At 62.1% G+C, this 24,409-nt stretch carries 25 protein-coding genes and 1 pseudogene; 16 read left to right on the plus strand and 10 right to left on the minus strand.

Going from position 1 to position 24,409, the window contains the following annotated elements; genetic code table 11:
• Window positions 1–2: 2 nt before the first annotated feature.
• The 8 genes from ACF8MI_RS06285 to trpE all read left to right on the plus strand — a co-directional run bounded on the left by ACF8MI_RS06285 (window position 3) and on the right by trpE (window position 8,473).
• Complete coding sequence (locus ACF8MI_RS06285; protein WP_173401663.1) at window positions 3–635, plus strand: response regulator transcription factor; 633 nt, start codon at window positions 3–5, stop codon at window positions 633–635.
• 295 nt (window positions 636–930) lie between these two features.
• Window positions 931–2,055 carry an ABC transporter ATP-binding protein gene (locus tag ACF8MI_RS06290; protein ID WP_060499057.1) on the plus strand — a complete coding sequence of 375 codons (1,125 nt, stop codon included), beginning with the start codon at window positions 931–933 and terminating at the stop codon, window positions 2,053–2,055.
• A gap of 40 nt (window positions 2,056–2,095) precedes the next feature.
• On the plus strand, window positions 2,096–3,130 hold the full coding sequence (locus ACF8MI_RS06295; protein WP_104833554.1) for an ABC transporter substrate-binding protein: 1,035 nt from the start codon (window positions 2,096–2,098) through the stop codon (window positions 3,128–3,130).
• A 60-nt stretch (window positions 3,131–3,190) separates the two neighbouring features.
• A complete protein-coding gene (locus ACF8MI_RS06300; protein ID WP_016715781.1) occupies window positions 3,191–4,438 on the plus strand; it encodes an ABC transporter permease in 1,248 nt (415 codons plus the stop codon).
• An 11-nt stretch (window positions 4,439–4,449) separates the two neighbouring features.
• Entirely contained in the window at window positions 4,450–5,277 is an 828-nt protein-coding gene (locus ACF8MI_RS06305; protein ID WP_016715782.1) for an ABC transporter permease, read from the plus strand.
• Window positions 5,278–5,432: 155 nt separating this feature from the next.
• Window positions 5,433–6,107, plus strand: a complete 675-nt coding sequence (gene rpe / locus ACF8MI_RS06310; protein WP_016484625.1) for a ribulose-phosphate 3-epimerase — start codon at window positions 5,433–5,435, stop codon at window positions 6,105–6,107.
• Entirely contained in the window at window positions 6,104–6,922 is an 819-nt protein-coding gene (locus ACF8MI_RS06315) for a phosphoglycolate phosphatase (RefSeq protein WP_060499054.1), read from the plus strand. The genes rpe and ACF8MI_RS06315 overlap by 4 nt, the downstream gene beginning before the upstream one ends.
• A 69-nt stretch (window positions 6,923–6,991) precedes the next feature.
• Entirely contained in the window at window positions 6,992–8,473 is a 1,482-nt protein-coding gene (trpE, locus tag ACF8MI_RS06320; protein ID WP_060499053.1) for an anthranilate synthase component I, read from the plus strand.
• Between the two features lie 68 nt (window positions 8,474–8,541).
• Here the strand turns inward: trpE and ACF8MI_RS06325 are convergent.
• Window positions 8,542–8,991 (minus strand): annotated as a pseudogene (locus ACF8MI_RS06325) (autotransporter domain-containing protein); the annotation flags it as partial.
• Window positions 8,992–9,667: 676 nt separating this feature from the next.
• Between ACF8MI_RS06325 and ACF8MI_RS06330 the strand changes: the two are divergent.
• From ACF8MI_RS06330 to ACF8MI_RS06345, 4 genes are all read left to right on the plus strand, one after another.
• Window positions 9,668–10,261: an aminodeoxychorismate/anthranilate synthase component II gene (locus tag ACF8MI_RS06330; protein WP_016715787.1), complete on the plus strand. Its 594-nt coding sequence runs from the start codon at window positions 9,668–9,670 to the stop codon at window positions 10,259–10,261.
• Between the two features lie 9 nt (window positions 10,262–10,270).
• On the plus strand, window positions 10,271–11,320 hold the full coding sequence (gene trpD / locus ACF8MI_RS06335; RefSeq protein ID WP_200929017.1) for an anthranilate phosphoribosyltransferase: 1,050 nt from the start codon (window positions 10,271–10,273) through the stop codon (window positions 11,318–11,320).
• Window positions 11,317–12,150, plus strand: a complete 834-nt coding sequence (gene trpC, locus ACF8MI_RS06340) for an indole-3-glycerol phosphate synthase TrpC (RefSeq protein ID WP_200929018.1) — start codon at window positions 11,317–11,319, stop codon at window positions 12,148–12,150. The genes trpD and trpC overlap by 4 nt, the downstream gene beginning before the upstream one ends.
• A gap of 105 nt (window positions 12,151–12,255) precedes the next feature.
• Window positions 12,256–12,960 (plus strand): lipoate--protein ligase family protein, encoded by a 705-nt coding sequence (locus ACF8MI_RS06345; protein ID WP_104833553.1) that lies wholly within the window; start codon window positions 12,256–12,258, stop codon window positions 12,958–12,960.
• Here the strand turns inward: ACF8MI_RS06345 and crp are convergent.
• Complete coding sequence (gene crp / locus ACF8MI_RS06350) at window positions 12,957–13,601, minus strand: cAMP-activated global transcriptional regulator CRP (protein WP_060501625.1); 645 nt, start codon at window positions 13,599–13,601, stop codon at window positions 12,957–12,959. The two genes, ACF8MI_RS06345 and crp, sit on opposite strands and share 4 nt — an antisense overlap.
• Window positions 13,602–13,792: 191 nt before the next feature.
• On the opposite strand from crp, the gene ACF8MI_RS06355 reads away from it, so the two are divergent.
• A complete protein-coding gene (locus tag ACF8MI_RS06355; protein WP_016715792.1) occupies window positions 13,793–14,215 on the plus strand; it encodes an OsmC family protein in 423 nt (140 codons plus the stop codon).
• Window positions 14,216–14,263: 48 nt separating this feature from the next.
• On the opposite strand, the gene ACF8MI_RS06360 is transcribed toward ACF8MI_RS06355, so the two are convergent.
• From ACF8MI_RS06360 to hemJ, 6 genes are all read right to left on the minus strand, one after another.
• Window positions 14,264–15,304 carry a hypothetical protein gene (locus ACF8MI_RS06360; RefSeq protein WP_060501624.1) on the minus strand — a complete coding sequence of 347 codons (1,041 nt, stop codon included), beginning with the start codon at window positions 15,302–15,304 and terminating at the stop codon, window positions 14,264–14,266.
• Window positions 15,305–15,314: 10 nt separating this feature from the next.
• Entirely contained in the window at window positions 15,315–15,962 is a 648-nt protein-coding gene (gene coq7, locus ACF8MI_RS06365) for a 2-polyprenyl-3-methyl-6-methoxy-1,4-benzoquinone monooxygenase (protein ID WP_016484635.1), read from the minus strand.
• Window positions 15,963–16,027: 65 nt separating this feature from the next.
• Window positions 16,028–16,366, minus strand: a complete 339-nt coding sequence (locus tag ACF8MI_RS06370; RefSeq protein WP_003255518.1) for a histidine triad nucleotide-binding protein — start codon at window positions 16,364–16,366, stop codon at window positions 16,028–16,030.
• A 63-nt stretch (window positions 16,367–16,429) separates the two neighbouring features.
• Window positions 16,430–17,212 (minus strand): SDR family oxidoreductase, encoded by a 783-nt coding sequence (locus ACF8MI_RS06375; protein ID WP_016715795.1) that lies wholly within the window; start codon window positions 17,210–17,212, stop codon window positions 16,430–16,432.
• Window positions 17,213–17,279: 67 nt separating this feature from the next.
• Window positions 17,280–18,236: a nitronate monooxygenase family protein gene (locus tag ACF8MI_RS06380; RefSeq protein ID WP_200929019.1), complete on the minus strand. Its 957-nt coding sequence runs from the start codon at window positions 18,234–18,236 to the stop codon at window positions 17,280–17,282.
• 28 nt (window positions 18,237–18,264) lie between these two features.
• Window positions 18,265–18,690 (minus strand): protoporphyrinogen oxidase HemJ, encoded by a 426-nt coding sequence (hemJ, locus tag ACF8MI_RS06385; protein ID WP_060501620.1) that lies wholly within the window; start codon window positions 18,688–18,690, stop codon window positions 18,265–18,267.
• A 142-nt stretch (window positions 18,691–18,832) separates the two neighbouring features.
• On the opposite strand from hemJ, the gene argC reads away from it, so the two are divergent.
• Both argC and erpA read left to right on the plus strand, forming a co-directional pair.
• Complete coding sequence (gene argC, locus ACF8MI_RS06390; RefSeq protein ID WP_104833552.1) at window positions 18,833–19,867, plus strand: N-acetyl-gamma-glutamyl-phosphate reductase; 1,035 nt, start codon at window positions 18,833–18,835, stop codon at window positions 19,865–19,867.
• A 146-nt stretch (window positions 19,868–20,013) separates the two neighbouring features.
• Window positions 20,014–20,364 (plus strand): iron-sulfur cluster insertion protein ErpA, encoded by a 351-nt coding sequence (erpA, locus tag ACF8MI_RS06395; RefSeq protein ID WP_060501616.1) that lies wholly within the window; start codon window positions 20,014–20,016, stop codon window positions 20,362–20,364.
• Window positions 20,365–20,423: 59 nt separating this feature from the next.
• On the opposite strand, the gene ACF8MI_RS06400 is transcribed toward erpA, so the two are convergent.
• The gene (locus ACF8MI_RS06400; protein WP_060501614.1) at window positions 20,424–21,515 is read right to left on the minus strand and encodes an anhydro-N-acetylmuramic acid kinase; all 1,092 of its coding nucleotides are present in this window, start codon (window positions 21,513–21,515) and stop codon (window positions 20,424–20,426) included.
• Between the two features lie 3 nt (window positions 21,516–21,518).
• A complete protein-coding gene (locus ACF8MI_RS06405; protein WP_060501612.1) occupies window positions 21,519–22,940 on the minus strand; it encodes a peptidoglycan DD-metalloendopeptidase family protein in 1,422 nt (473 codons plus the stop codon).
• Window positions 22,941–23,153: 213 nt separating this feature from the next.
• Here ACF8MI_RS06405 and tyrS point away from each other — a divergent pair, with 213 nt between their 5' ends.
• Window positions 23,154–24,353: a tyrosine--tRNA ligase gene (tyrS, locus tag ACF8MI_RS06410; protein WP_200929020.1), complete on the plus strand. Its 1,200-nt coding sequence runs from the start codon at window positions 23,154–23,156 to the stop codon at window positions 24,351–24,353.
• Window positions 24,354–24,409: the final 56 nt, after the last annotated feature.

Here is a 24,409-nt window from a genome sequence, read left to right on the forward strand (position 1 = left end):
CGATCGTGATTCGAGTGCTGGTGGCCGAAGACCACACCATTGTCCGTGAGGGTATCAAGCAGCTGATTGGCCTGGCCAAGGACATGCAGGTGGCGGGGGAGGCCGGTAACGGCGAGCAGCTGCTTGAAACCTTGCGCCACACGCCCTGTGAGGTGGTATTGCTGGATATCTCCATGCCGGGTGTGAATGGCCTGGAGGCGATCCCGCGGATACGTGCGTTGCACGATGCCCCCGCGATCCTGATGTTGTCGATGCACGACGAGGCACAAATGGCGGCGCGGGCGCTGAAGGCCGGAGCGGCAGGTTATGCCACCAAGGACAGTGATCCGGCGCTGTTGCTGACCGCGATCCGTCGGGTGGCGGGTGGCGGGCGTTACATCGACCCTTCGCTGGCTGACCGCATGGTGTTCGAAGTGGGCCTGACCGAGTCGCGGCCGTTGCACACGCTGCTGTCGGAGCGCGAGTTTTCGGTGTTCGAGCGCCTGGCCCAGGGCGCCAACGTCAACGACATCGCCCAGCAGCTGGCGCTGTCGAGCAAGACCATCAGCACCCACAAGGCGCGCCTGATGCAGAAGCTGAAAGTGAACTCGCTGGCGGAGCTGGTGAAGTACGCCATGGAGCACAAGCTGGTCTGATTGCGACATGCACTCTCGGTGAACCTGTCGACGTCCCTGTGGGAGCGGGCGTGCCCGCGAAAGGGCCTTACCTGCTGATCTCCATGGCTGTGCCGGCCTCTTCGCGGGCGTGCCCGCTCCCACAGGTTCGGTGGAGTGTTCGCAAGGGCATTCCAATCCCGCCATCCTTGTAGGGCAATCCCTACAACAAATCTTCCATCCGGATGATGGCATTCTCTCAGCACCCCCGATTTTCGGGCGCTTGCGCCTCTTCTACTCTTTTGCCTACGCAGTCATCCAACAAGAAGGTGCAGGCATGAGCGAGGCGAAGTCGAACGCTGCAACCAGCGAAACGCTGGTCAGCTTCCGTGGTGTGCAGAAGAGCTACGACGGCGAGTCGCTGATCGTCAAAGACCTCAACCTGGAGATTCGCAAGGGCGAGTTCCTGACCCTGCTCGGCCCGTCCGGCTCGGGCAAGACCACCAGCCTGATGATGCTGGCCGGCTTCGAAACGCCCACCGCGGGTGAAATTCAGCTGGCCGGGCGCTCGATCAACAACGTGCCGCCGCACAAGCGCGACATCGGCATGGTGTTCCAGAACTACGCGCTGTTCCCGCACATGACCGTGGCCGAAAACCTGGCCTTCCCGCTGACCGTGCGCAACCTCAGCAAGACCGACATCAGCGAGCGGGTCAAGCGCGTGCTGAACATGGTCCAGCTCGATGCCTTCGCCAAGCGCTATCCCGGCCAGCTGTCCGGCGGCCAGCAGCAGCGCGTGGCCCTGGCCCGTGCGCTGGTGTTCGAGCCGCAGCTGGTGCTGATGGACGAACCGCTCGGGGCGCTGGACAAGCAACTGCGTGAACACATGCAGATGGAGATCAAGCATATTCACCAGCGCCTTGGCGTGACCGTGGTGTACGTGACCCACGACCAGGGCGAAGCGCTGACCATGTCCGACCGCGTGGCGGTGTTCCACCAGGGCGAGATCCAGCAGATCGCCGACCCGCGAACGCTGTACGAAGAGCCCTGCAACACCTTCGTCGCCAACTTCATCGGCGAGAACAACCGCATCAACGGCACCCTGCTGGCCAGTGATGGCAAGCGCTGCCAGGTGCAGCTGCCGCGCGGTGAGCGGGTAGAGGCGCTGGCGGTGAATGTCGGCCAGGTCGGCGAGCCGGTCACCTTGTCGATCCGCCCCGAACGCGTACGTCTGAACGGCCACAGCGAAAGCTGCGTGAACCGCTTCTCTGGCCGGGTGGCTGAATTCATTTACCTGGGCGATCACGTGCGGGTGCGCCTGGAAGTTTGCGGCAAGGGCGACTTCTTCGTGAAACAGCCCATTGCCGAGCTCGACCCGGCGTTGGCCGTGGGCGATGTAGTACCGCTGGGCTGGGAGGTGGAGCACGCCCGCGCGCTCGATCCGATTGCCGAAGCCCATTGATGGATTGCTTCACCAACCCTGTACTGTGGAGAGAATAAGAATGCGCAAGCAGTTGAAACTGACCGCCCTGGCCTTGGGGCTGTTCGCCGCTGGCCAGGTCATGGCCGCAGACCTCACCGTGATCTCGTTCGGGGGCGCCAACAAGGCGGCCCAGGTAAAAGCGTTCTACGAGCCATGGGAGAAGGCGGGTAATGGCAAGATCGTCGCCGGTGAGTACAACGGCGAAATGGCCAAGGTCAAGGCGATGGTCGACACCAAGAGTGTGTCGTGGAACCTGGTAGAGGTTGAGTCGCCAGAGCTGGCGCGTGGTTGCGATGAGGGCATGTTCGAAGAGCTCGACCCGGCCCTGTTTGGCAATGAGGGTGACTACGTGCCGGGTGCCATCCAGCCGTGCGGCGTGGGCTTCTTCGTCTGGTCCACGGTCATGGCCTACAACGCCGACAAGCTGAAAACCGCACCTACCAGCTGGGCTGATTTCTGGGACACCAAGAAATTCCCAGGCAAGCGCGGCCTGCGCAAAGGTGCCAAGTACACCATGGAATTCGCACTGATGGCCGACGGCGTTGCGCCCAAGGACGTCTACAAAGTGCTGGCCACCAAGGAAGGCCAGGACCGCGCCTTCAAAAAGCTCGATGAGCTCAAGCCCAGCATCCAGTGGTGGGAAGCGGGTGCACAGCCACCGCAGTTCCTGGCTTCGGGTGACGTGGTCATGAGTTCTGCGTACAACGGCCGTATTGCCGCTGTGCAGAAAGAGAGCAACCTCAAGGTGGTGTGGAACGGCGGCATCTACGACTTTGACGCTTGGGCGATCCCTAAAGGTGCCAAGAACGCAGAAGAGGCGAAGAAATTCATCGCTTACAGCGTCAAGCCCGAGCAGCAGAAGACTTACTCCGAAAACATCGCCTATGGCCCGGCCAACTCCAAGGCCGTGAGCCTGCTGTCGGATGAGGTAAAGAAGGACATGCCGACCACGCCTGAGAACATCGCCAATCAGGTGCAGATCGATGTGGCCTTCTGGGCTGACAACAGCGAGCAGCTGGAGCAACGCTTCAACGCCTGGGCGGCGAAGAAGTAAGCGTCCGGTGTAGGGGGCCGCAAAGCGGCCCCATTTTCAGTTCGTATCGCGGAGTTCGCCATGGCCATTGCAGTGCCCCTCAATGAAGGCGCAGGTCCAAGTCTCAAGCAGCGCCTAAAGCACGCCGAGCGGGTCAACCGCTGGAAGGCGCAGGCGTTGATCGCGCCGCTGGCGCTGTTTCTTCTGTTGGTGTTCCTGGTGCCGATTGCAGCGCTGCTGTACAAGAGCGTCGGCAACCCGGAGGTGGTCGGCGGCCTGCCGCGCACGGTCGAGGTCATCAGCCAGTGGGATGGCAAGAGCCTGCCCGGCGAGGACGTGTACAAGGCGCTGAGCCAGGACCTAGCCGAGTCGCGCAAGAACCAGACCCTTGGCGACCTTTCCAAGCGCTTGAACATGGAGCTGGCCGGCTACCGCAGCTTGTTGACCAAGACCGCCCGGGCACTGCCCTTCAAGGCTGAGCCTGCCTCTTATAAAGACGCGCTGCAGGCCGTCGACGAGCGTTGGGGTGACCCAGCCTACTGGCAAGCGATACGCCGCAATACCAGTTCGGTGACATCGTTCTACCTGCTGGCCTCTGTCGACCACCGCATCGATGACCTTGGCGAACTGGCCAAGGCCACCCCGGACCAGGCCATTTACCTGGACATTTTTGCCCGTACCCTGTGGATGGGTGTGGTGATCACCGCCATCTGCCTGGTGCTGGCCTACCCACTGGCCTATTTGCTGGCCAATCTGCCGACCCGGCAGAGCAACCTGCTGATGATCCTGGTGCTGCTGCCGTTCTGGACTTCGATCCTGGTGCGGGTGGCGGCGTGGATCGTGCTGCTGCAGTCGGGCGGCCTGATCAACAGCGCGCTGATGGCCATGGGCATCATCGATCAACCGCTGGAACTGGTGTTCAACCGTACCGGCGTTTACATCTCGATGGTGCACATCCTGCTGCCGTTCATGATCCTGCCGCTGTACAGCGTGATGAAGGGCATTTCGCCCAGCTACATGCGTGCGGCAATTTCGCTGGGCTGCCATCCGTTCGCGAGCTTCTGGCGGGTTTACTTCCCGCAGACTTACGCCGGTGTTGGTGCGGGTTGCCTGCTGGTGTTCATCCTGGCCATCGGCTACTACATCACCCCGGCACTGCTGGGCAGCCCGAACGACCAGATGGTCAGCTACTTCGTTGCCTTCTACACCAACACCAGCATCAACTGGGGCATGGCCACCGCGCTGGGCGGGCTGTTGCTGCTGGCGACCGTGCTGTTGTACCTGATCTATAGCTGGCTGGTCGGCGCCAGCCGCCTGCGCCTGAGCTGAGGAGCCTTGTCATGCTGAGCCCATACATGTCGCCCGTGGAGCGGGTCTGGTTCTACAGCCTGCGCATTCTTTGCGGTTTGATCCTGCTGTTCCTGATCTTGCCGGTATTGGTGATCGTGCCGCTGTCGTTCAACAGTGGCAGCTTCCTGGTGTACCCGCTGCAGGGCTTCTCGTTGCAGTGGTACCAGGACTTCTTCGGCTCGGCCGAATGGATGCGTGCGCTGAAGAACAGCATCATCGTCGCCCCGGCAGCCACGGTGCTGGCCATGGTGTTCGGCACCCTGGCGGCCATCGGCCTGACCCGTGGCGATTTCCCCGGCAAGTCGCTGGTGATGGCGTTGGTGATTTCGCCGATGGTGGTACCGGTCGTGATTATCGGTGTAGCCAGTTACCTGTTCTTTGCACCGCTGGGGATGGGCAACAGCTTCACCTCGCTGATTCTGGTGCATGCGGTGCTTGGTGTACCGTTCGTCATCATTACCGTGTCGGCCACCTTGCAGGGCTTCAACTACAACCTGGTGCGCGCGGCGGCCAGCCTGGGCGCATCGCCACTGCTGACCTTCCGCCGCGTGACACTGCCGCTGATTGCGCCCGGGGTTATCTCTGGTGCGTTGTTCGCCTTTGCCACATCGTTTGACGAGGTGGTGGTGACCCTGTTCCTGGCTGGGCCGGAGCAGGCGACCCTGCCACGGCAGATGTTCAGTGGTATTCGCGAAAACCTGAGCCCGACCATTGCAGCGGCAGCGACCTTGCTGATTGCCTTCTCGGTGATATTGCTGCTGACCCTGGAGTGGTTGCGTGGGCGTAGCGAGAAGCTGAGAACCCAGCAGCCTGCCTGATTGTCAGTTTTCTGTACCGACCTCTTCGCGGGCAAGCCCGCGAAGAGGTCGGTACAGGTTGAAACAGCTGGTCGACACGGATTGATACCAATCAGCCTCTACCCGTTTGCCTGAGTTACAATGCGCGCCACCGTGATTCTGCCAACAGGTGCGCCATGCAGCCCTACGCTATTGCCCCCTCCATTCTCTCTGCTGATTTCGCCCGCCTGGGTGAGGACGTCGACAAGGTATTGGCGGCGGGTGCCGACATCGTCCACTTCGATGTCATGGACAACCATTACGTTCCGAACCTGACCATCGGCCCGATGGTGTGCACTGCCCTGCGCAAGTACGGCGTCACCGCGCCGATCGACGTGCACCTGATGGTCAGCCCTGTCGACCGCATCATCGGCGACTTCATCGAGGCCGGCGCCACCTACATCACCTTCCACCCGGAAGCCACCCAGCACATCGACCGCTCGCTGCAGTTGATCAAGGACGGTGGCTGCAAGGCCGGCCTGGTGTTCAACCCGGCCACCAGCCTGGATGCCCTGAAGTACGTGATGGACAAGATCGACATGGTGCTGCTGATGAGCGTCAACCCAGGCTTCGGCGGGCAGAAGTTCATTCCCGGCACCCTCGACAAGCTGCGCGAGGCGCGTGCGTTGATCGATGCCAGTGGCCGTGATATCCGCCTGGAAATCGACGGCGGTGTCAACGTCAACAACATCCGCGAGATCGCTGCCGCTGGCGCCGACACCTTCGTGGCCGGCTCGGCGATCTTCAACGCCCCGGACTACCAGGAAGTCATCGCCAAGATGCGCGCCGAGCTGGCTCAGGCCCGCCCATGAGTGGCTTCGAGCAGCTGTTCCCGGGGACGCTGCCCAGGCTGGTGATGTTCGATCTGGACGGTACCCTGATCGATTCCGTGCCAGACTTGGCCGCCGCCGTGGACCGCATGCTGCTCGAACTGGGGCGCCCGCCTGCCGGCCTTGAGGCGGTGCGCCATTGGGTTGGCAATGGCGCTCAGGTGCTGGTGCGCCGAGCACTGGCGGGCGGTATTGAGCATGGCGCTGTGGATGATGCGCTGGCCGAGCAGGGCCTGGCGCTGTTCATGGAAGCCTATGCCGAAAGCCATGAGCTCACCGTGGTTTATCCCGGTGTGAAAGACACCCTGCGCTGGCTGCAGAAGCAGGGCGTGGAAATGGCGCTGATCACCAACAAGCCGGAGCGCTTCGTCGCCCCGTTGTTGGACCAGATGAAGATCGGCCGCTATTTCCGCTGGATCATCGGCGGCGACACCCTGCCGCAGAAAAAACCGGACCCGGCGGCGTTGCTGTTCGTCATGCAGATGGCCGGCGTTACCCCGCAACAATCGTTGTTCGTCGGTGATTCGCGCAGTGACGTGCTGGCGGCCAAGGCGGCTGGCGTGCAATGCGTAGGGCTGACCTACGGCTACAACCATGGCCGACCGATCCACGACGAAACCCCCAGCCTTGTGATCGATGACCTGCGCGCCTTGCTGCCCGGTTGCGAAGACCCGGCCACTGGGATAACGTTGGCGGACCTTCAAGCCTCACAAGACAGAGAGTCCACCGTGGCGGTTACTGGCAAATTCTGGATGAAAGTCATCAAGGCCCTGGCCCGTTGGCGTTGGCGCGCCTGACTTCTGCCTGCCGGCGTGTGCCGGCCCATCCGTTTGCCTGACTTATTGCAGCTTGCCACGAGGCTACTCATGAACCGCGAAGAATTCCTGCGCCTAGCCGCTGCCGGCTACAACCGCATCCCCCTGGCCTGCGAAACACTGGCCGACTTCGACACGCCGCTATCGATCTACCTGAAACTGGCCGACCAACCCAACTCGTACCTGCTCGAATCGGTTCAGGGCGGCGAGAAGTGGGGCCGTTACTCGATGATTGGCCTGCCGTCGCGCACCGTGATGCGCGTTCACGGCTACCACGTCAGCATCCTGCAGGATGGCATCGAGGTGGAAAGCCACGATGTCGAAGACCCGTTGGCGTTTGTCGAAAGCTTCAAGGACCGTTACAAGGTCGCCGACATCCCTGGCCTGCCGCGCTTCAACGGCGGCCTGGTCGGCTACTTCGGCTACGACTGCGTGCGTTATGTGGAAAAGCGCCTGGGCGCCAGCCCCAACCCGGACCCGCTGGGTGTGCCGGATATCCTGCTGATGGTGTCCGATGCCGTTGTGGTGTTCGACAACCTGGCAGGCAAGATGCACGCGATCGTGCTGGTCGACCCGGCTGAAGCGCACGCCTTCGAACAGGGCCAGGCACGGCTGCAAGGCCTGCTGGAAACCCTGCGTCAGCCGATCACTCCGCGCCGTGGCCTGGACTTGAGTGGCCCGCAGGCCGCCGAGCCGGAGTTCCGCTCCAGCTACACGCGCGAGGACTACGAGAACGCCGTCGGCCGTATCAAGGAATACATCCTGGCCGGTGACTGCATGCAAGTGGTGCCGTCGCAGCGCATGTCCATCGACTTCAAGGCTGCGCCTATCGACTTGTACCGCGCGCTGCGCTGCTTCAACCCGACGCCCTACATGTACTTCTTCAACTTCGGTGACTTCCATGTGGTTGGCAGTTCGCCCGAGGTGCTGGTGCGTGTCGAGGACAACCTGGTTACCGTGCGCCCGATTGCCGGTACTCGCCCGCGTGGTGCGACTGAAGAGGCCGACCGCGCGCTGGAAGACGACCTGCTGTCGGACGACAAGGAGATCGCCGAGCACCTGATGCTGATCGACCTGGGCCGTAACGACGTGGGCCGGGTGTCCTCGACCGGAAGCGTGCGGCTGACCGAGAAGATGGTGATCGAGCGTTATTCCAACGTGATGCACATTGTTTCCAATGTCACCGGCCAGCTGCGTGAAGGGCTGACGGCGATGGATGCGCTGCGGGCGATTTTGCCGGCTGGCACCTTGTCGGGCGCACCGAAGATTCGTGCGATGGAGATCATCGACGAACTGGAGCCGGTCAAGCGTGGGGTTTACGGTGGTGCCGTGGGGTACTTTGCCTGGAATGGCAACATGGACACCGCGATTGCCATCCGTACTGCCGTGATCAAGGACGGCGAACTGCATGTGCAGGCCGGTGGCGGCATCGTTGCCGACTCGGTGCCGGCGCTGGAGTGGGAAGAAACCATCAACAAGCGCCGCGCGATGTTCCGTGCAGTTGCGTTGGCTGAGCAGACCAGCGCCAAATAAATCGATTGGGCTGCTTTGCAGCCCTTCGCGGGCACGCCCGCGAAGGGCCGCGCAGCGGCCCCATCTATTCAGAAGTCCATGCTGATCCCCAGGCTCACCCCCTGCTGCGTCAACTCGTCACTCTTGCGCCAGTTGTAGTTTCCGCGCAAATGCACCCCTGCCACCACTTCATGGCTTACCCCCAGGCTCGCCCGGGTCAGGTCGCTGTGCGGCGTATACCCGGTGAGGGTGAAGTCATTCGCCGGTAAGCTGGTGAGGTGCATGGTCACATCCTGCCGGTCATCTTCGAACTCATGTTCCTGCGCCACTTCTGTGAACAGCCGGGTACTCGGCAGCACCTGCACAGTGCCCTGCGACCCCAGGCCCAAGCGGCGTGACGTGCGCGCCTGGTCATCGAAGCCCAGCGCCGTCGAGCGACCACTCTTCTCGTCGTAACCATCCACCTTCACGCGCGCATAGTCGGCACTGATGAAGGGGGCCAGCTGCCAGTTGCTGCTGTGAGCTGCCAGGTGTGGCCCAGCCGCCCGGCGTCGTTCAGGCGGTAGCTGCCGCCCACTGTCAGGTTGTAGCGCGGAGGGGTCGGCGCGCGGGCCAAGCTCGGTCGGGTTCACACCCAACCGTCCGCTCAGGACCATCGGCGAAACTGGCGCATAGTTGCCATTGGCATCGAGGTTGGTGAAGCGCACGCAGCCAAACCGCCCGGCATCGCTGAGGCTGTCGCCAAATACGATCATGCTGGAGTAGGGCGAGGGTGCCGCGAATGGCTGGCTGCAGGCTAATGCCAATGAGGCGAGGGTAAAGCGCAAATAACGGGGCTTTTCGCATCAGGGAACATCCTTTTCTTTGTTTTTATGAGGGGCTGCCCGATCGACCTTGGCAAATCGCCGTGCATCCCTCCCAAGTCCATTCGTTTCCCCGTGGTTACAGGCATATTGCGCCCGCCGCCCCGGTAAGCTACTGTGCCGGGACGTATGAGCGAGACCTATCCTGTGTTGATCGTCAGCAAACTCTTGATGCGCGTAATCAAGGCCCACGCCCGTTGGCGTTGGCGCGCCTGACTTTATCTCTTGCCGGCCCGTCCGGCCCGTCTCCGTTTGCCTTCTTCATTTTCTGCCCTTTGTGGCGAAGCTGTGCCTGTTGCGACAGCAAGAAGGTTCGAATTCTGAAGTCAGTACGTTCAAGAGGTTTAACACCATGTTACTGATGATCGACAATTACGACTCATTCACTTACAACGTCGTTCAGTACCTGGGCGAGTTGGGTGCGGAGGTGAAGGTCATTCGCAACGACGAAATGACCATTGCCCAGATCGAAGCCCTTAATCCCGAACGCATCGTCGTATCCCCAGGCCCGTGCACGCCGAGCGAGGCTGGTGTGTCCATCGAGGCCATCCTGCATTTCGCCGGCAAGCTGCCGATCCTGGGGGTATGCTTGGGCCACCAGTCCATCGGCCAGGCCTTTGGGGGTGATGTGGTGCGTGCCCGCCAGGTGATGCACGGAAAGACCAGCCCGGTGCACCACCGCGACCTGGGTGTGTTCACCGGGCTCAACAACCCGCTGACCGTTACCCGATACCACTCGCTGGTGGTCAAGCGCGAAACCTTGCCCGACTGCCTGGAAGTCACGGCCTGGACTGCGCATGAAGACGGCTCGGTCGATGAAATCATGGGCCTGCGCCACAAGACGCTGAATATCGAAGGGGTGCAGTTCCACCCCGAGTCGATCCTGACCGAACAGGGCCACGAGCTGTTCGCGAACTTCCTCAAGCAGACCGGCGGCCGCCGTTAAGGATCGAACATGGATATCAAGAGCGCGTTAAGCCGTATCGTCGGCCAGCTGGACCTTACTACCGAAGAAATGCGCGATGTGATGCGCCAGATCATGACTGGCCAGTGCACTGAAGCGCAGATCGGTGCCTTCCTGATGGGCATGCGCATGAAAAGCGAAAGCATCGACGAAATTGTCGGTGCGGTTTCGGTCATGCGTGAACTGGCCGACAAGGTCGAACTGAAAAGCCTCGATGGCGTGGTCGACATTGTCGGCACCGGCGGTGATGGCGCCAATATTTTCAACGTGTCCACCGCTTCGTCGTTCGTCCTGGCGGCGGCGGGCTGCACCGTGGCCAAGCACGGTAACCGCGCGGTGTCGGGCAAGAGCGGTAGCGCCGACCTGCTGGAAGTCGCCGGTATCTACCTGAACCTGACGCCCACCCAGGTGGCCCGCTGCATTGACAGCTTAGGCATCGGCTTCATGTTCGCGCAAAGCCATCATTCAGCCATGAAGCATGCTGCCGGCCCGCGTCGCGACCTGGGGCTGCGGACCTTGTTCAACATGCTCGGCCCGCTTACGAATCCGGCCGGAGTGAAGCACCAGGTGGTCGGCGTGTTCGCCCAGACCCTGTGCCGCCCGTTGGCCGAGGTTTTGCAACGCCTGGGCAGCAAGCATGTGCTGGTGGTGCATTCGAAGGACGGCCTGGATGAGTTCAGCCTGGCAGCGCCTACTTTTGTTGCCGAGTTGAAGAACGGCGAAATCACTGAATACTGGGTCGAGCCGGAAGACCTTGGTATGAAGAGCCAGAGCCTGCATGGCCTGGCTGTCGAGAACCCGCAAGCGTCGCTTGAGCTGATCCGCGATGCGCTGGGCCGGCGCAAGACCGAAAACGGCCAGAAGGCCGCTGAAATGATCGTACTCAACGCGGGGGCTGCGCTCTATGCCGCCGATCACGCGATGACCCTGGCCCAAGGCGTGGAACTGGCCCACGATGTACTGCACACCGGCCTGGCCTGGGAAAAGCTGCAGGAGCTGGGTGCCTTTACTGCAGTATTCAAGGTGGAGAACGAAGCATGAGTGTGCCGACGGTGCTGGAAAGGATCATTGCCCGCAAGTTCCAGGAAGTGGCCGAGCGCAGCGCGCGCGTTAGCCTTGCCGAGCTGGAACGCCTGGCCAAAGCTACCGATGCCCCGCGTGGCTTCGCCAATGCGCTGATCGAGCAGGCCAAGCGCAAGCAGCCAGCCGTGATTGCCGAAATCAAGAAGGCTTCGCCGAGCAAGGGCGTGATCCGCGAGCATTTCGTGCCGGCGGAAATCGCGGTTAGCTACGAGAAAGGCGGCGCTACCTGCCTGTCGGTGCTGACCGATGTCGATTATTTCCAGGGTGCCGATGAATACCTGCAGCAGGCCCGCGCTGCGGTATCGCTGCCGGTTATCCGTAAAGACTTCATGGTCGACCCTTACCAGATCGTCGAAGCCCGCGCCTTGGGTGCGGACTGTGTGCTGTTGATCGTGTCGGCACTGGATGACGTGAAGATGGCCGAGCTGGCGGCTACGGCCAAGGATGTCGGCCTCGACGTGCTGGTGGAAGTGCACGACGGTGATGAGCTGGAACGCGCGCTGAAAACCCTGGATACGCCGCTGTTGGGGGTGAACAACCGCAACCTGCATACCTTCGAGGTCAGCCTGGAAACCACCCTCGACCTGCTGCCGCGTATTCCGCGTGACCGCCTGGCAATTACCGAGAGTGGCATTCTCAACCGGGCCGATGTGCAGCTGATGGCGATCAACGAGGTTTACTCGTTCCTGGTGGGCGAAGCGTTCATGCGCGCCGAGCAGCCTGGGTTGGAGTTGCAGCGGTTGTTCTTCCCGGAGCAGGTGAAGAAGACTGTTCAGCCACTGGACTGAATAAATGAAGCCGGCGTTTTTGCCGGCTTTTTTGTATGCCTGTCATGGTCTCTCGCGCCGGACCGCCGCGGAGAGGCCATCAATAACAATATCAAAGGTGGATCAATGACCGATCACCCCCTGGCCCTGACCGTCGAACAAGGCCTGCACGCCGAACAGGAACTGCTGGCCGCCGTGTGCCGCGGCGAACGCGACAGTGGCGTGCTGTTCTGGCGCCCCACCGACCATGCCCTGGTCATGCCCCGGCGCATGAGCCGTCTGGACAACTTCGAGGCCGCCTGCTCGGAGCTGGCGATTGCCGGCTGGCCGGTGCTGCTGCGTGAGACGGGCGGCGAGCCGGTACCGCAGTCGCATTCGACCGTGAACGTTGCACTGGTCTATGTCGCCCCGCGCAGCGAAGGTGACCATGGCCGCATCGAGAACGCCTACGAACGTTTGTGCCTGCCGCTGTGCGATGTGCTGCGCGAGTGGGGTGGGGTAGCGTCGGTGGGGGAAATTGACGGGGCGTTCTGCGATGGCCGCTACAACGTCAACCTCAATGGCCGCAAGCTGGTGGGCACTGCCCAGCGCTGGCGCCAAGGGCTGGGCGGCAAACGCCCGGTGGTGCTGGTGCACGGTGCGTTGCTGCTGGACAACGAACGTGAGTCGATGGTGGCGGCGGTCAACCGCTTCAATGAGTGCTGCGAGCTGGAGCAACGCTGTCGCGCCGACGCGCACATCGCCTTGCATGAAGTGGCACCCGAGGCGCCCTGGTTCGAGCGCCTGTCACAGGCCTACGCCAAGGTGCTGGCAGACCTGCCCAACGACTAACGGGTACCGTAGACGACCATGGTCTTGCCCTTGACCTGCACCAGGCTGCGCTCTTCAAGGTCCTTGAGGACGCGGCCGACCATTTCCCGCGAGCAACCGACGATACGGCCGATTTCCTGACGGGTAATCTTGATCTGCATGCCGTCGGGGTGGGTCATGGCATCAGGCTGCTTGCACAGCTCCAGCAGGCAGCGGGCAACCCGCCCGGTCACGTCGAAAAAGGCCAGGTCGCCGACTTTGCGCGTGGTGTTGCGCAGGCGCTGGGCCATCTGGCTGCCGAGGGCGTAGAGGATTTCCGGGTCCTGGCGCGCCAGTTCGCGAAACTTCTCGTAACTGATCTCGGCCACTTCGCACTCGGTCTTGGCCCGTACCCAGGCACTGCGCTGCTGTTCACCTTCAACGGGTTCGAACAGGCCCAGCTCGCCGAAGAAATCGCCATTGTTGAGGTAGGCAATGATCATTTCATGCCCATCGTCGTCTTCGATGAGGATGGTCACCGAACCCTGGATGATGAACGACAGTGTCTCGGCCCGGTCGCCGGCGCAGATGATGTTGCTTTTGGCGGTATAGCGGCGGCGCTGGCAGTGCACCAGCAGCTTGTCGATATTCTTGATTTTGGCGGGTAGGGCGGAGGCAACCATCACGAAATCCTGTTCGATACGACGCATAGGCTTTTTATAGAGGTTGGCTGGCGGCGAGCGCCAGTCATTTGGCGCCAGCTTATCAGACACTACAGGATGTTTCGGTACTAAACCGACACCTCTCGTACTTTTCCCACAGGCGCACAAGGTCTAAGCTGACACCCTTTTCCGAAAATCAGGAGTCCGGGTAGATGAAGGCACGTATCCAGTGGGCCGGTGAGGCCATGTTCCTCGGCGAATCGGGGAGTGGCCATGTCGTCGTGATGGACGGCCCGCCCGAGGCCGGCGGCCGCAACCTGGGTGTGCGCCCGATGGAAATGCTGCTGTTGGGCCTGGGTGGCTGCAGCAGCTTTGACGTGGTGAGCATCCTGAAGAAATCGCGCCAGGCAGTGGAAAGCTGCGAGGCCTTTCTGGAAGCCGAGCGTGCCAGCGAAGACCCAAAGGTGTTCACCAAGATTCACATGAATTTCGTGGTGAAAGGCCGTGCGTTGAAAGAAGCCCAGGTCAAGCGGGCGGTGGAGCTGTCGGCGGAGAAGTACTGCTCGGCTTCGATCATGCTCGAGCGTGCAGGGGTTGAGATTACCCATGGGTATGAAATCGTAGAGCTGGGTTAAAGCTGAGATCTTGGGGCCGCTTTGCGGCCCATCGCAGCCCCGGCAATATCAGCGCCGAAGCGCCGGCAGTGCAGCTTGCACCCACCCTGGCAACCATCCTCGCATCACTTGGCTCAACCGCTCCCGCCGCTTCTGATAAACCAGCCCCAACCCGATAACTCCCAACCCGATCAGGGTCAACACCACCGGGAACAGCAGCGATTCGGCAAACACCTCGTACGATAAATACCCGAGGTAAGCCGCCACCCCCAGCGCCCCGAACACCATGAACACTGGCCGGCGCAACAGCACCGCCATCCCCATCAGCAAAATGTTGATCAGGCAGTACATGGCCTTGCCCAACTCACTGCCGCTGTCCAGCAGCGTCAACCCACCCCAGAATGCCGCCAGCCCGGCCAGGTAGCCCCAGCGGGCGTAGTCCTCTCGCGTGCGACCGTCTATCACCAGGAATACCACCAGTAAACCCAGCCCGAACCACAGCGAAACCTCGCGACGTTGCTCCCAGCTGAACGGTGAGCCGAAGAACCATTCGCTCAAATCCATGGACATGAACCACAAGGCCACGGCCATTGGCATGACGATGAACGGGTAGGGGATCAGCCGCAGCATCAGCAGCCCGGCAACTACCGTCGCTGCTTCCATCGCCAGCCAGCCGCCCTGTACGTAGGTGTAGTACTGGTGATAGTCCACCTGTGCGTCATCCAGCGGCCACCAACCGGCCAAGCGTTCGATGGCGAACACCGCGAGCGGGACGATGCTGACGGCTACCGCCGCCAACACCCCGGCCGCGATGGGCTGTACGCGCCGTTGCAGGTTAACGGCGAACAGCGTAAGCAGCAGGATATAGAGGCTGGCAATGACCAGCAGCGCCCAGTCGCCGATGCGCATCCACGCCTCGGTGAGCAGCCAGCCCATGGCCGCCATGATCAGCATCGCGCCAAAGTAGAAGGCGACATGGGCCAGCTGGAAGCTGCCACGTTGGGCCGGTTGCTGGCGCAGGAAAGCCAGCAGGGCCTGCTCCTGCCCCGGCTGGAGAATGCCGGCTTGCACGGCGCGCGCCAGGTCCTTGGCGTCGAATCGATCCGTCATGGTGATGCCTTCAGATACGGTAGGTGCTCTTGGTCATGACCTTGGCCAACAGGCTCATGCCAAAGCGAACCGGGGCAGGGAAGCGATAACCGCCAGCTTCCAGTGCGGACTCGGCGTGCTGTTCCTCATCGATGCGCATCTGTTCGAGAATGGCCCGGGACTTTTCGTCTTCGTGCGGGATCTGCTCCAGGTGCTCGTCGAGGTGCTTGCACACCTGGTGCTCGGTGGCGGCGACGAAACCTAGGCTGACCTTGTCGCTGACCAGCCCGGCGAGCGCGCCGATGCCGAACGACATGCCGTAGAACAGGGGGTTGAGCACGCTCGGGTGGCTGTTCAGCTGGCGAATGCGTTGCTCGCACCAGGCCAGGTGGTCCACTTCTTCCTCGGCGGCGTGCTCCATGGCCTTGCGCACTTCGGGCAGCTTGGCGGTCAGGGCCTGGCCCTGGTACAGCGCCTGGGCGCACACTTCACCGGTGTGGTTGATGCGCATCAGCCCGGCGATGTGGCGGGTCTGCTGCTCGTCGAGGTCGACGTCTGGCTGGACGATGGCCGGCGATGGCCGGGCGGGTTGGCCGCTGAAGGGCAGCAAGGTGCGCATGGCGGTATCAGCCTGCAGCAACAAGCGGTCGAGCGGCGAGTAGTGACGTTCGGTAGCCATCGGGCACCTCCGCAAGAATGTGCCCGACAGTTTACCGCAATAGCGGCGGGGTCGCTTGCCGTGGATCAGCCCGGTGGCCAGTTCATCTGGCGCTGGCCAAGCACATGCATATGGATGTGGTAGACAGTCTGGCCGCCTTTCGGGTTGCAGTTCATGACCACGCGGAAACCTTCCTCGCAGCCCTGCTCGACAGCCAGGCGCTGGGCGGTGAACAGGATGTGGCCAGCCAGGGCCTTGTCTTCTTCGGTCAGGTCATTGAGCGTGCGGATGTGCTTTTTCGGGATGACCAGAAAATGTACCGGTGCCGCGGGTGCAATGTCCTTGAAGGCCAGGATCTGGTCGTCTTCGTAGATGATATCCGCCGGGATTTCCCGGTTGATGATTTTGAGGAAAAGATCGTCCACAGCACTTGCTCCATGGTGAGGGTCGGGCCGAGTGTACTCAGCCGGGTGCCGCTCGCCCAGTGCCTATTCCATGCCGACCGGGCAATAGCGACGGTGGATGGCCCCGGCCAGCTTGCGCAGCAGCCAGCGTGGCAGCAGGCGTGGGGCAAATGCCAGCCAGCGGTTGCGCCGGCCGGGCAGGATCAGTGCGCGGTTCTTGTCCAGCGCACGCACGGTGTACAACGCTACTTCCTCGGGGCTTAGGCAGCGTGGTTTGCCATCGAGCCGTGGTATGCGCCGGCGTGAGGAGCGGACCGGGCCGGGGCATAGCACCGAAACCTTGATGCCGGTGCGCTTGAGCTCTTCGCGCAGGGCCTGGGAAAAACTCAGTACGTACGCCTTGCTGGCGGCATAGGCTGCCATCCATGGGCCAGGGGCGACCCCGGCCAGGCCTGCGACGTTGAGGATCTGCCCGCCGCCCTGTACGGCCATCAGGTTGCCGATGGCGTGACACAGGCGGCTCAGGGCCAGTACGTTGACCTCCAGCAGGTCCTGCTCGTCGGCCCACTCATGGGCCAGGAACGGCCCGTAGGTACGCAGGCCGGCGCAGTTTACAAGCAGGTCGATACGCCGCTCGCCTTCTTCCAGCTCCAGCACGAAGCCAGACAGGCGTAGCGGCTGGCTGAGGTCGCAGGCGCGAAACAGTACCTCGACACCAAAGCGTTGGGTCAGCTCGATGGCCACCGGTTCCAGCGTTTCTCGCTGGCGTGCCACCAGGATCAGGTTGCGCCCGCGCCGTGCCAGGGCTTCCGCCAGGGCCAGGCCCAGGCCGCTGGAAGCACCAGTGATCATGGCGTAACGGGTCATGCAAGGCTCCTGGGGGCGGAAGAGGGCGCCTAGTGTACAGCTTGGCCGGGCAAGGTGTTGCCTTTTGCTACAAGGTGCGGGCTTGCAGGGCCTGGCAGCGCTTCAGGGCATCCCGGTACTCATTGTGGAGCCGCTCGATCAATGCACTGGCGTTGGGCAGATCGTGTATTTCGCCAACGCCCTGGCCTGCCGACCATACGGTCTTCCAGGCTTTGACTTCGTCGTCGATCGGCTTGAGCTTGCCCGGCTCGTGGCCGCCCTTAAGGGCGTTCATGTCATAGCCGGCCTGTTCCAGGCTCGGGCGTAGGAAACTGGCGGGGATGCCGGACACTGCTGGGGTGTGGATGATATCGGCAGCATGGGCATCGAGCAGCATCTGCTTGTAGGTATCCTGGGCCTGGCTTTCTGTGGTGGCAATGAAGCGTGTGCCCATGTACGCCAGGTCTGCTCCCAGCAATTGCGCGGCCAGGATCTCGTAGCCGTGGTTGAGGCAACCGGCCAGCAGCAGGGTTTTATCGAAGAACTGGCGTATCTCTGCGGCCAGGGCGAAGGGGTTCCAGGTCCCCGCGTGGCCTCCCGCGCCAGCGGCGACCGCAATCAGGCCGTCGACACCTGCTTCAGCAGCCTTCTCGGCATGCCGGCGGGTGGTGACATCGTGGAACACCAGCCCACCGTAACTGTGCACGGCATCGACCACTTCCTTCACTGCGCCCAGGCTGGTGATCACGATCGGCACGCGGTGTTCCACGCACAACGCCAGGTCAGCCTGCAGGCGCGGGTTTGTCGGGTGCACGATCAGATTGACCGCGTAGGGCGCGGGCGCATGCATTTGCGCAAGACCTGCCTCGATCTCCTCCAGCCAGGCCTTGAAGCCGGCACTGTCACGCTGGTTCAGGGCCGGGAAGCTGCCCACCACGCCGCTGGTACAGCAGGCCAGCACCAGTTGGGGGTTGGAAATCAGGAACATCGGTGCGGCGACCACGGGTAGACGCAGGCGTTGTTCGAGCGAGGCGGGTAGCGACATGGCAAGGCTCCTTGAGCGGGCGGCTATGTCAGAACGGTTTGACCACCACCAGAATTACGATACCCAGCAGGAACAGCACGGGCACTTCGTTGAACCAGCGATAGTAGACGTGGCTGCGGGTGTTGGTACCGCTGGCGAAGCGTTTGCGCTGGGCCCCGCACACGTGATGGTAGCCGGTCAGCAGGATGACAAGTGTCAGTTTGGCATGCAGCCAGCCCTGGCTCAGCCAGCCGGGGGTGAGGTAGAGCATCCACGCGCCGAACACGTAGGTGGCGATCATCGCCGGGTTCATGATGCCGCGGTACAGCTTGCGCTCCATGGTCACGAAGCGGTCCTGGCTGATGCTGTCCTGGCTTTGGGCGTGGTAGACGAACAGCCTGGGCAGGTAGAAAAGGCCGGCGAACCAGCAGACCACGCTGACGATATGCAGCGCTTTGATCCATAGGTAGAGCATGGAGGGAGTTCCTTCAGGTATTCACGGTCGTCAGATAGTAGTGGTCAAGCGCCCGAAGGGTCACCCGAAGAGTTGTTACAGGCGCCTTGCGCCCCTATTATCGTGCGCTTTCCAGACGGCTCGTTGATAAGGGGCAAGCGTTATGATCAAGGTCGGTATCGTCGGCGGCACGGGTTACACCGGCGTCGAACTGTTGCGTCTGCTGGCACAGCATCCACAGGCCGAAGTGGCGGTCATCACTTCGCGCTCCGAGGCGGGCGTGGCGGTGGCGGACATGTACCCGAACCTGCGCGGCCACTATGACGGGCTGGTGTTCAGCGTGCCGGACAGCAAGACCCTGGCTGCCTGTGACGTGGTGTTCTTCGCCACCCCGCACGGTGTTGCCCATGCACTGGCCGGTGAGCTGCTGGCAGCCGGCACCAAGGTGATCGACCTGTCGGCCGACTTCCGCCTGCAGGATGCCACCGAGTGGGGCAAGTGGTACGGTCAGCCGCACGGTGCTCCAGAACTGCTCAAGGACGCGGTGTACGGCCTGCCTGAAGTCAACCGCGAGAAGATCCGCCAGGCGCGCCTGATTGCAGTGCCGGGTTGCTACCCGACCGCCACCCAGCTGGGCTTCCTGCCGCTGCTGGAAGCGGGCCTGGCCGACCCGTCGCGCCTGATCGCCGACTGCAAGTCGGGTGTCAGCGGCGCTGGCCGTGGTGCGGCAGTGGGTTCGCTGTTCTGCGAAGCCGGCGAAAGCATGAAGGCCTACGCGGTCAAGGGGCATCGCCACCTGCCGGAAATCAGCCAGGGCCTGCGCCTGGCCGCTGGCAAGGACATCGGTCTGACCTTCGTGCCGCACCTGACGCCGATGATCCGTGGTATCCACGCCACCCTGTACGCAAATGTCGTCGATACTTCGGTCGACCTGCAGGCGCTGTTCGAGAAGCGCTACGCCGATGAGCCGTTCGTCGACGTGATGCCAGCGGGCAGCCACCCGGAAACCCGTAGCGTGCGCGGCGCCAACGTCTGCCGCATTGCCGTTCACCGCCCGCAGGGTGGTGACCTGGTGGTGGTGCTGTCTGTGATCGACAACCTGGTTAAGGGCGCGTCGGGCCAGGCGGTGCAGAACCTGAACATCCTGTTCGGTTTGGACGAGCGCATGGGCTTGTCCCATGCTGGCCTGCTGCCGTAAGCATCGTTGCTTTGAAAAGGCCCGCGTCGTGCGGGCCTTTTTGTATGTCGCGACTAAAGCCGCACAATTCTTGACCAATTTTCTCGGAGAAGCGGATAATGCGCGTCATCGAGTTTTAAGACGGCTACCGCGCCGGGAGAATCAACATGAGCGTCGAAACCTTCACCCCTACCGGTCTGGAATTCACCCATGGGGCAGCCCAGAAAGTGAAGAACCTGGTCAATGAGGAAGGCAATGAACGTCTGAAGTTGCGGGTGTTCGTGACCGGTGGCGGTTGCTCGGGCTTCCAGTACGGCTTCACTTTCGATGAGGATGTGGCCGAAGACGACACCGTCGTCGAGCGTGAGGGCGTGTCGCTGGTGGTCGACCCAATGAGCTTCCAGTACCTGGCCGGCGCTGAAGTGGACTACCAGGAAGGCCTGGAAGGCTCGCGTTTCGTGATCAAGAACCCGAATGCCGCGACCACTTGCGGTTGCGGGTCTTCGTTCTCGATCTGAGGCCTGGCCATATGAAAACGCCGCGCAATTGCGCGGCGTTTTGCTTTTTGGCGTAGCGGTTAGGCCGGGTAGATTGCGCCCAGTACGCGCAGGCCCTTGGCGGCAGTGACGCTGGGGCGGTTGGCGGGGATGCCTTCCAGACAGCAATGGGCCAGCCAGGCGAAAGCCATGGCCTCTACCCAGTCTGGGTCAACGCCGTGGGCGCCAGTGCTGGTGACGCGGGCTTCAGGCAGCAACTGGCCGAGGCGGGCCATGAGCGCACCGTTGCGTGCGCCGCCACCACATACCAACAGTGCTTCGGTGCCTTGTTGGGCGTTCACCAGCGAGTCGATGATGCTGCGTGCGGTCAGCTCAAGCAGTGTCGCCTGCACATCCTCATCGCGGTAGGCAGGCAGGCGGGCCAGGTGGCCATCCAGCCAAGGTAGGTTGAACACCTCGCGGCCCGTGCTCTTCGGGCCGCTGCCGGCGAAGAACGGGTCGGCCAGCAATGCGCTGAGCAAGCCGGCCTGCACCACGCCAGACGCTGCCCAGGCACCATCGGCATCATAGGCCTGGCCGTGCTTGCGCTCGATCCAGGCATCCAGCAACACGTTACCGGGGCCGCAGTCGAAACCTTGGACCGGCTTGTCTTGCTCGATCAGGCTGAGGTTGCTGAAACCGCCCACGTTCAAGACTGCCAGACGCTTGCCGAGATGGCCGAAAAGGGTTTCGTGGAAGGCCGGCACCAGCGGCGCACCTTGACCACCGGCCGCCACATCGCGCCGGCGAAAGTCGCCGACCACGCTGATGCCGGTAAGCTCGGCGAGCAATGCCGGGTTACCGATCTGAACGGTAAAGCCGCGCGCAGGCTCGTGGCGAATGGTCTGGCCGTGGCTGCCGATGGCGCGGACGGCATCGGCCTGCAGGCCCTGGCGAGCCAGCAGTTGGCGGATGCCTTCGCCTGCCAGGTTGGCCCAGCGATTTTCCGCCAGAGCCGCACGAGCGATCTCGTCAGGGCCGCTGCTACATAGCGCAAGCAGTTCCTGGCGCAGGTCGACGGGCATGGGCAGGTAGTGCGTGGCGAGCAGTTCAGGCTGCTCGCCTTGTTCGATCAGGGCAAGGTCCAGGCCATCGAGGCTGGTGCCGGACATTACCCCCAGGTAGAGCGCCATGGCTTAGCGCTTGTTCGCTGCGAGCAGGGTGGCCTTTTCCTGATCCATGCGGGCGATCAGCGGCTGGCTCTGCTGCAGGAAGCGCTGGCGCTCGTTCCTGGCGATCGGGTCGGCCATCGGTACCTTCTGGCTCAGCGGGTCGACGTGCACGCCATTGACCTGGAACTCGTAGTGCAGGTGTGGGCCGGTGGACAGGCCAGTGGTGCCGATGTAACCAATGATCTGACCCTGTTTCACGGTGCTGCCGGTCTTGATGCCTTTGGCAAAGCCCTGCATGTGGCCGTACAGCGTCTTGTAACGGTTGCCGTGCTGGATGATCACGGTGTTGCCGTAACCGCCACGGCGCCCGGCCAGTTCGATGCGGCCGTCACCCGCTGCCTTGATTGGCGTACCGCGTGGGGCGGCGTAGTCGACGCCTTTGTGGGCACGGATCTTGTTCAGGATCGGGTGCTTGCGGCCGGCGGAGAAGCGCGAACTGATGCGGGCAAAATCCACCGGGGTGCGGATGAATGCCTTGCGCAGGCTGTTGCCGTCGGCGGTGTAGTAGGTAGTGTTGCCCTGCTTGTTGGTGTAGCGCACGGCAGTGTAGGTTTTGCCCCGGTTGGTGAAGCGGGCGGACAGGATATTGCCGGTGCCGACGACTTTGCCGTCCATCACCTTCTGCTCGTAGACCACGTCGAATTCATCGCCTGGGCGAATATCTTGGGCGAAGTCGATGTCGTAACCCAGCACGCGGGCCATGTCCATGGTCATGCTGTGAGACAGGCCGGCGCGCTGGGCCGAAGCCGACAGAGAGCTTTTGATCACGCCATGGGCGTAGGCGGTACGCACGACCGGCTTGCTGATTTCACGGTTGAAGGTGTAGCCCTTGGCGGTCTTGGTCAGGCGAATGGTTTCGAGGTTGCTGACCTTGCTGTGCAGGCTGGCCAACTGGCCGTCCTTGTCGAGTTCGAACTGCAGTACCTGGCCGTGCTTGAGCTGGCTGAACTGCTTGGCCTGCTTGTTGCTGGCCAGCAGGTCATGCACTGCATTGGCCGGTAGGCCAACCTTGGCAAACAGGGTGGACAGCGTGTCGCCACGGGCCACGGTGACTTCGCGGTGGCCAGGTTCCTTGGCTGCTTCGGCGACCGGCTCGGCGGCAGGGGCTTGCTGTTCGGCCTTCTGGGTATCGGGGGTAGCGTCTTCGATCTGGGCGAAGGGCGAGCCTTGCTCACCTTGTGCCTGCACCAGAGGCGCAGCGCGGGATTCGTCTTTCAACTGCTCGGCGGGGCCTTCCAGCTCGAGGTTGAGGGTGGTTTTCTTGGCTTCCACTTCGCTGGAGGGAAATACCAGCAAAGCCAGGCTGAGCAGGGCGGCGATGCCGCTGGCGGCCAACAGATGGCTCTTCGGATAAAGCGGGGGCGCTTTAGGCGGTTCGTTGGTCATGGGCAAGGTGACTTTGAAAAAGGTGAAATGGAAAAGATGAATGACATGATGAAGATGAAATAACTGTATAAAATATAACCAAATCCATTTTCACGCAAGGGCGCGTAGACGCCGCAACCCCGTATCCGGGTCACATTCCTTTGCGAAACTTGTAATTGACGGCCGATCTTGTATGGTTGGCTCCCCCTGAATCTGAGCCTTGCGGGTTTGTCTATGAAGTCGGTTGAAGAGCAGCTGGCGCTTATCAAGCGCGGTGCGGAAGAAGTACTGGTCGAGTCGGAACTGGTGGAGAAGCTCAAGCGCGGCCAACCTCTGCGTATCAAGGCCGGCTTCGACCCGACCGCCCCTGACCTGCACCTGGGTCACACGGTGTTGATCAACAAGCTGCGCCAGTTCCAGGAGCTGGGCCACCAGGTCATCTTCCTGATCGGTGACTTCACCGGCATGATCGGTGACCCGAGCGGCAAGAGCGCCACACGCCCGCCGCTGACCCGTGAACAGGTTCTGGACAATGCTGAGACCTATAAGCAGCAGGTGTTCAAGATTCTCGATCCGGCCAAGACCGAGGTCGCGTTCAACTCTACCTGGATGGACAAGCTGACCCCGGCCGACTTCATTCGCCTGGCGTCGCAGTACACCGTGGCGCGCATGCTGGAGCGCGACGACTTCGACAAGCGCTATACCACCAACCAGCCAATTGCCATTCACGAGTTCCTTTATCCGCTGGTGCAAGGCTATGACTCGGTGGCGCTGAAGGCGGACGTCGAGCTGGGGGGTACCGACCAGAAGTTCAACCTGTTGATGGGGCGCGAGCTGCAGCGTGCCTATGGCCAGGAAGCGCAGAACATCGTGACCATGCCGCTGCTCGAGGGGCTCGATGGTGTGAAGAAGATGTCCAAGTCGCTGGGCAACTATGTTGGCATCCAGGAAGCGCCGGGGGTGATGTACAGCAAGCTGGTATCGATCCCGGATACCTTGATGTGGCGCTATTTCGAGCTGCTGAGCTTCCGTTCGATGGAAGAGGTCGAGCAGTTCCGTGTCGATGTTGCCAATGGTGCCAACCCGCGTGACATCAAGATCAAGCTGGCTGAAGAGATTGTGGCGCGCTTCCATGGTGAAGAGGCTGCGGCCAATGCTCACCGCGCTGCGGGTAACCGCATGAAGGAAGGTGAGCTGCCGGAAGATCTGCCGGAGATCGAAGTGGCTGCGGCCGAAGACTTGCCAATTGCTGCCGTGCTGAACCGGGCTGGTCTGGTGAAGAACTCGGCGCAGGCGCGGGACCTGCTGAGTGGTGGTGCGGTGAAGGTTGATGGTGCAGTGGTCGACAAGGACTTCATCTTTGTTCTTGGTGCCACTCACGTGTGCCAGGCGGGCAAGAAGTCGTTTGGCCGGGTTACCCTCAAGGCTGAGTGATCGTCTGATGGTGTAGCTATATAGAAGCGGGGAGGCCGACAGGCCTCCCCGCTTTG

Origin of the sequence: Pseudomonas sp. yb_9, assembly GCF_043103635.1 — a bacterium.
Taxonomy (GTDB): Bacteria; Pseudomonadota; Gammaproteobacteria; order Pseudomonadales; family Pseudomonadaceae; genus Aquipseudomonas; species Aquipseudomonas monteilii.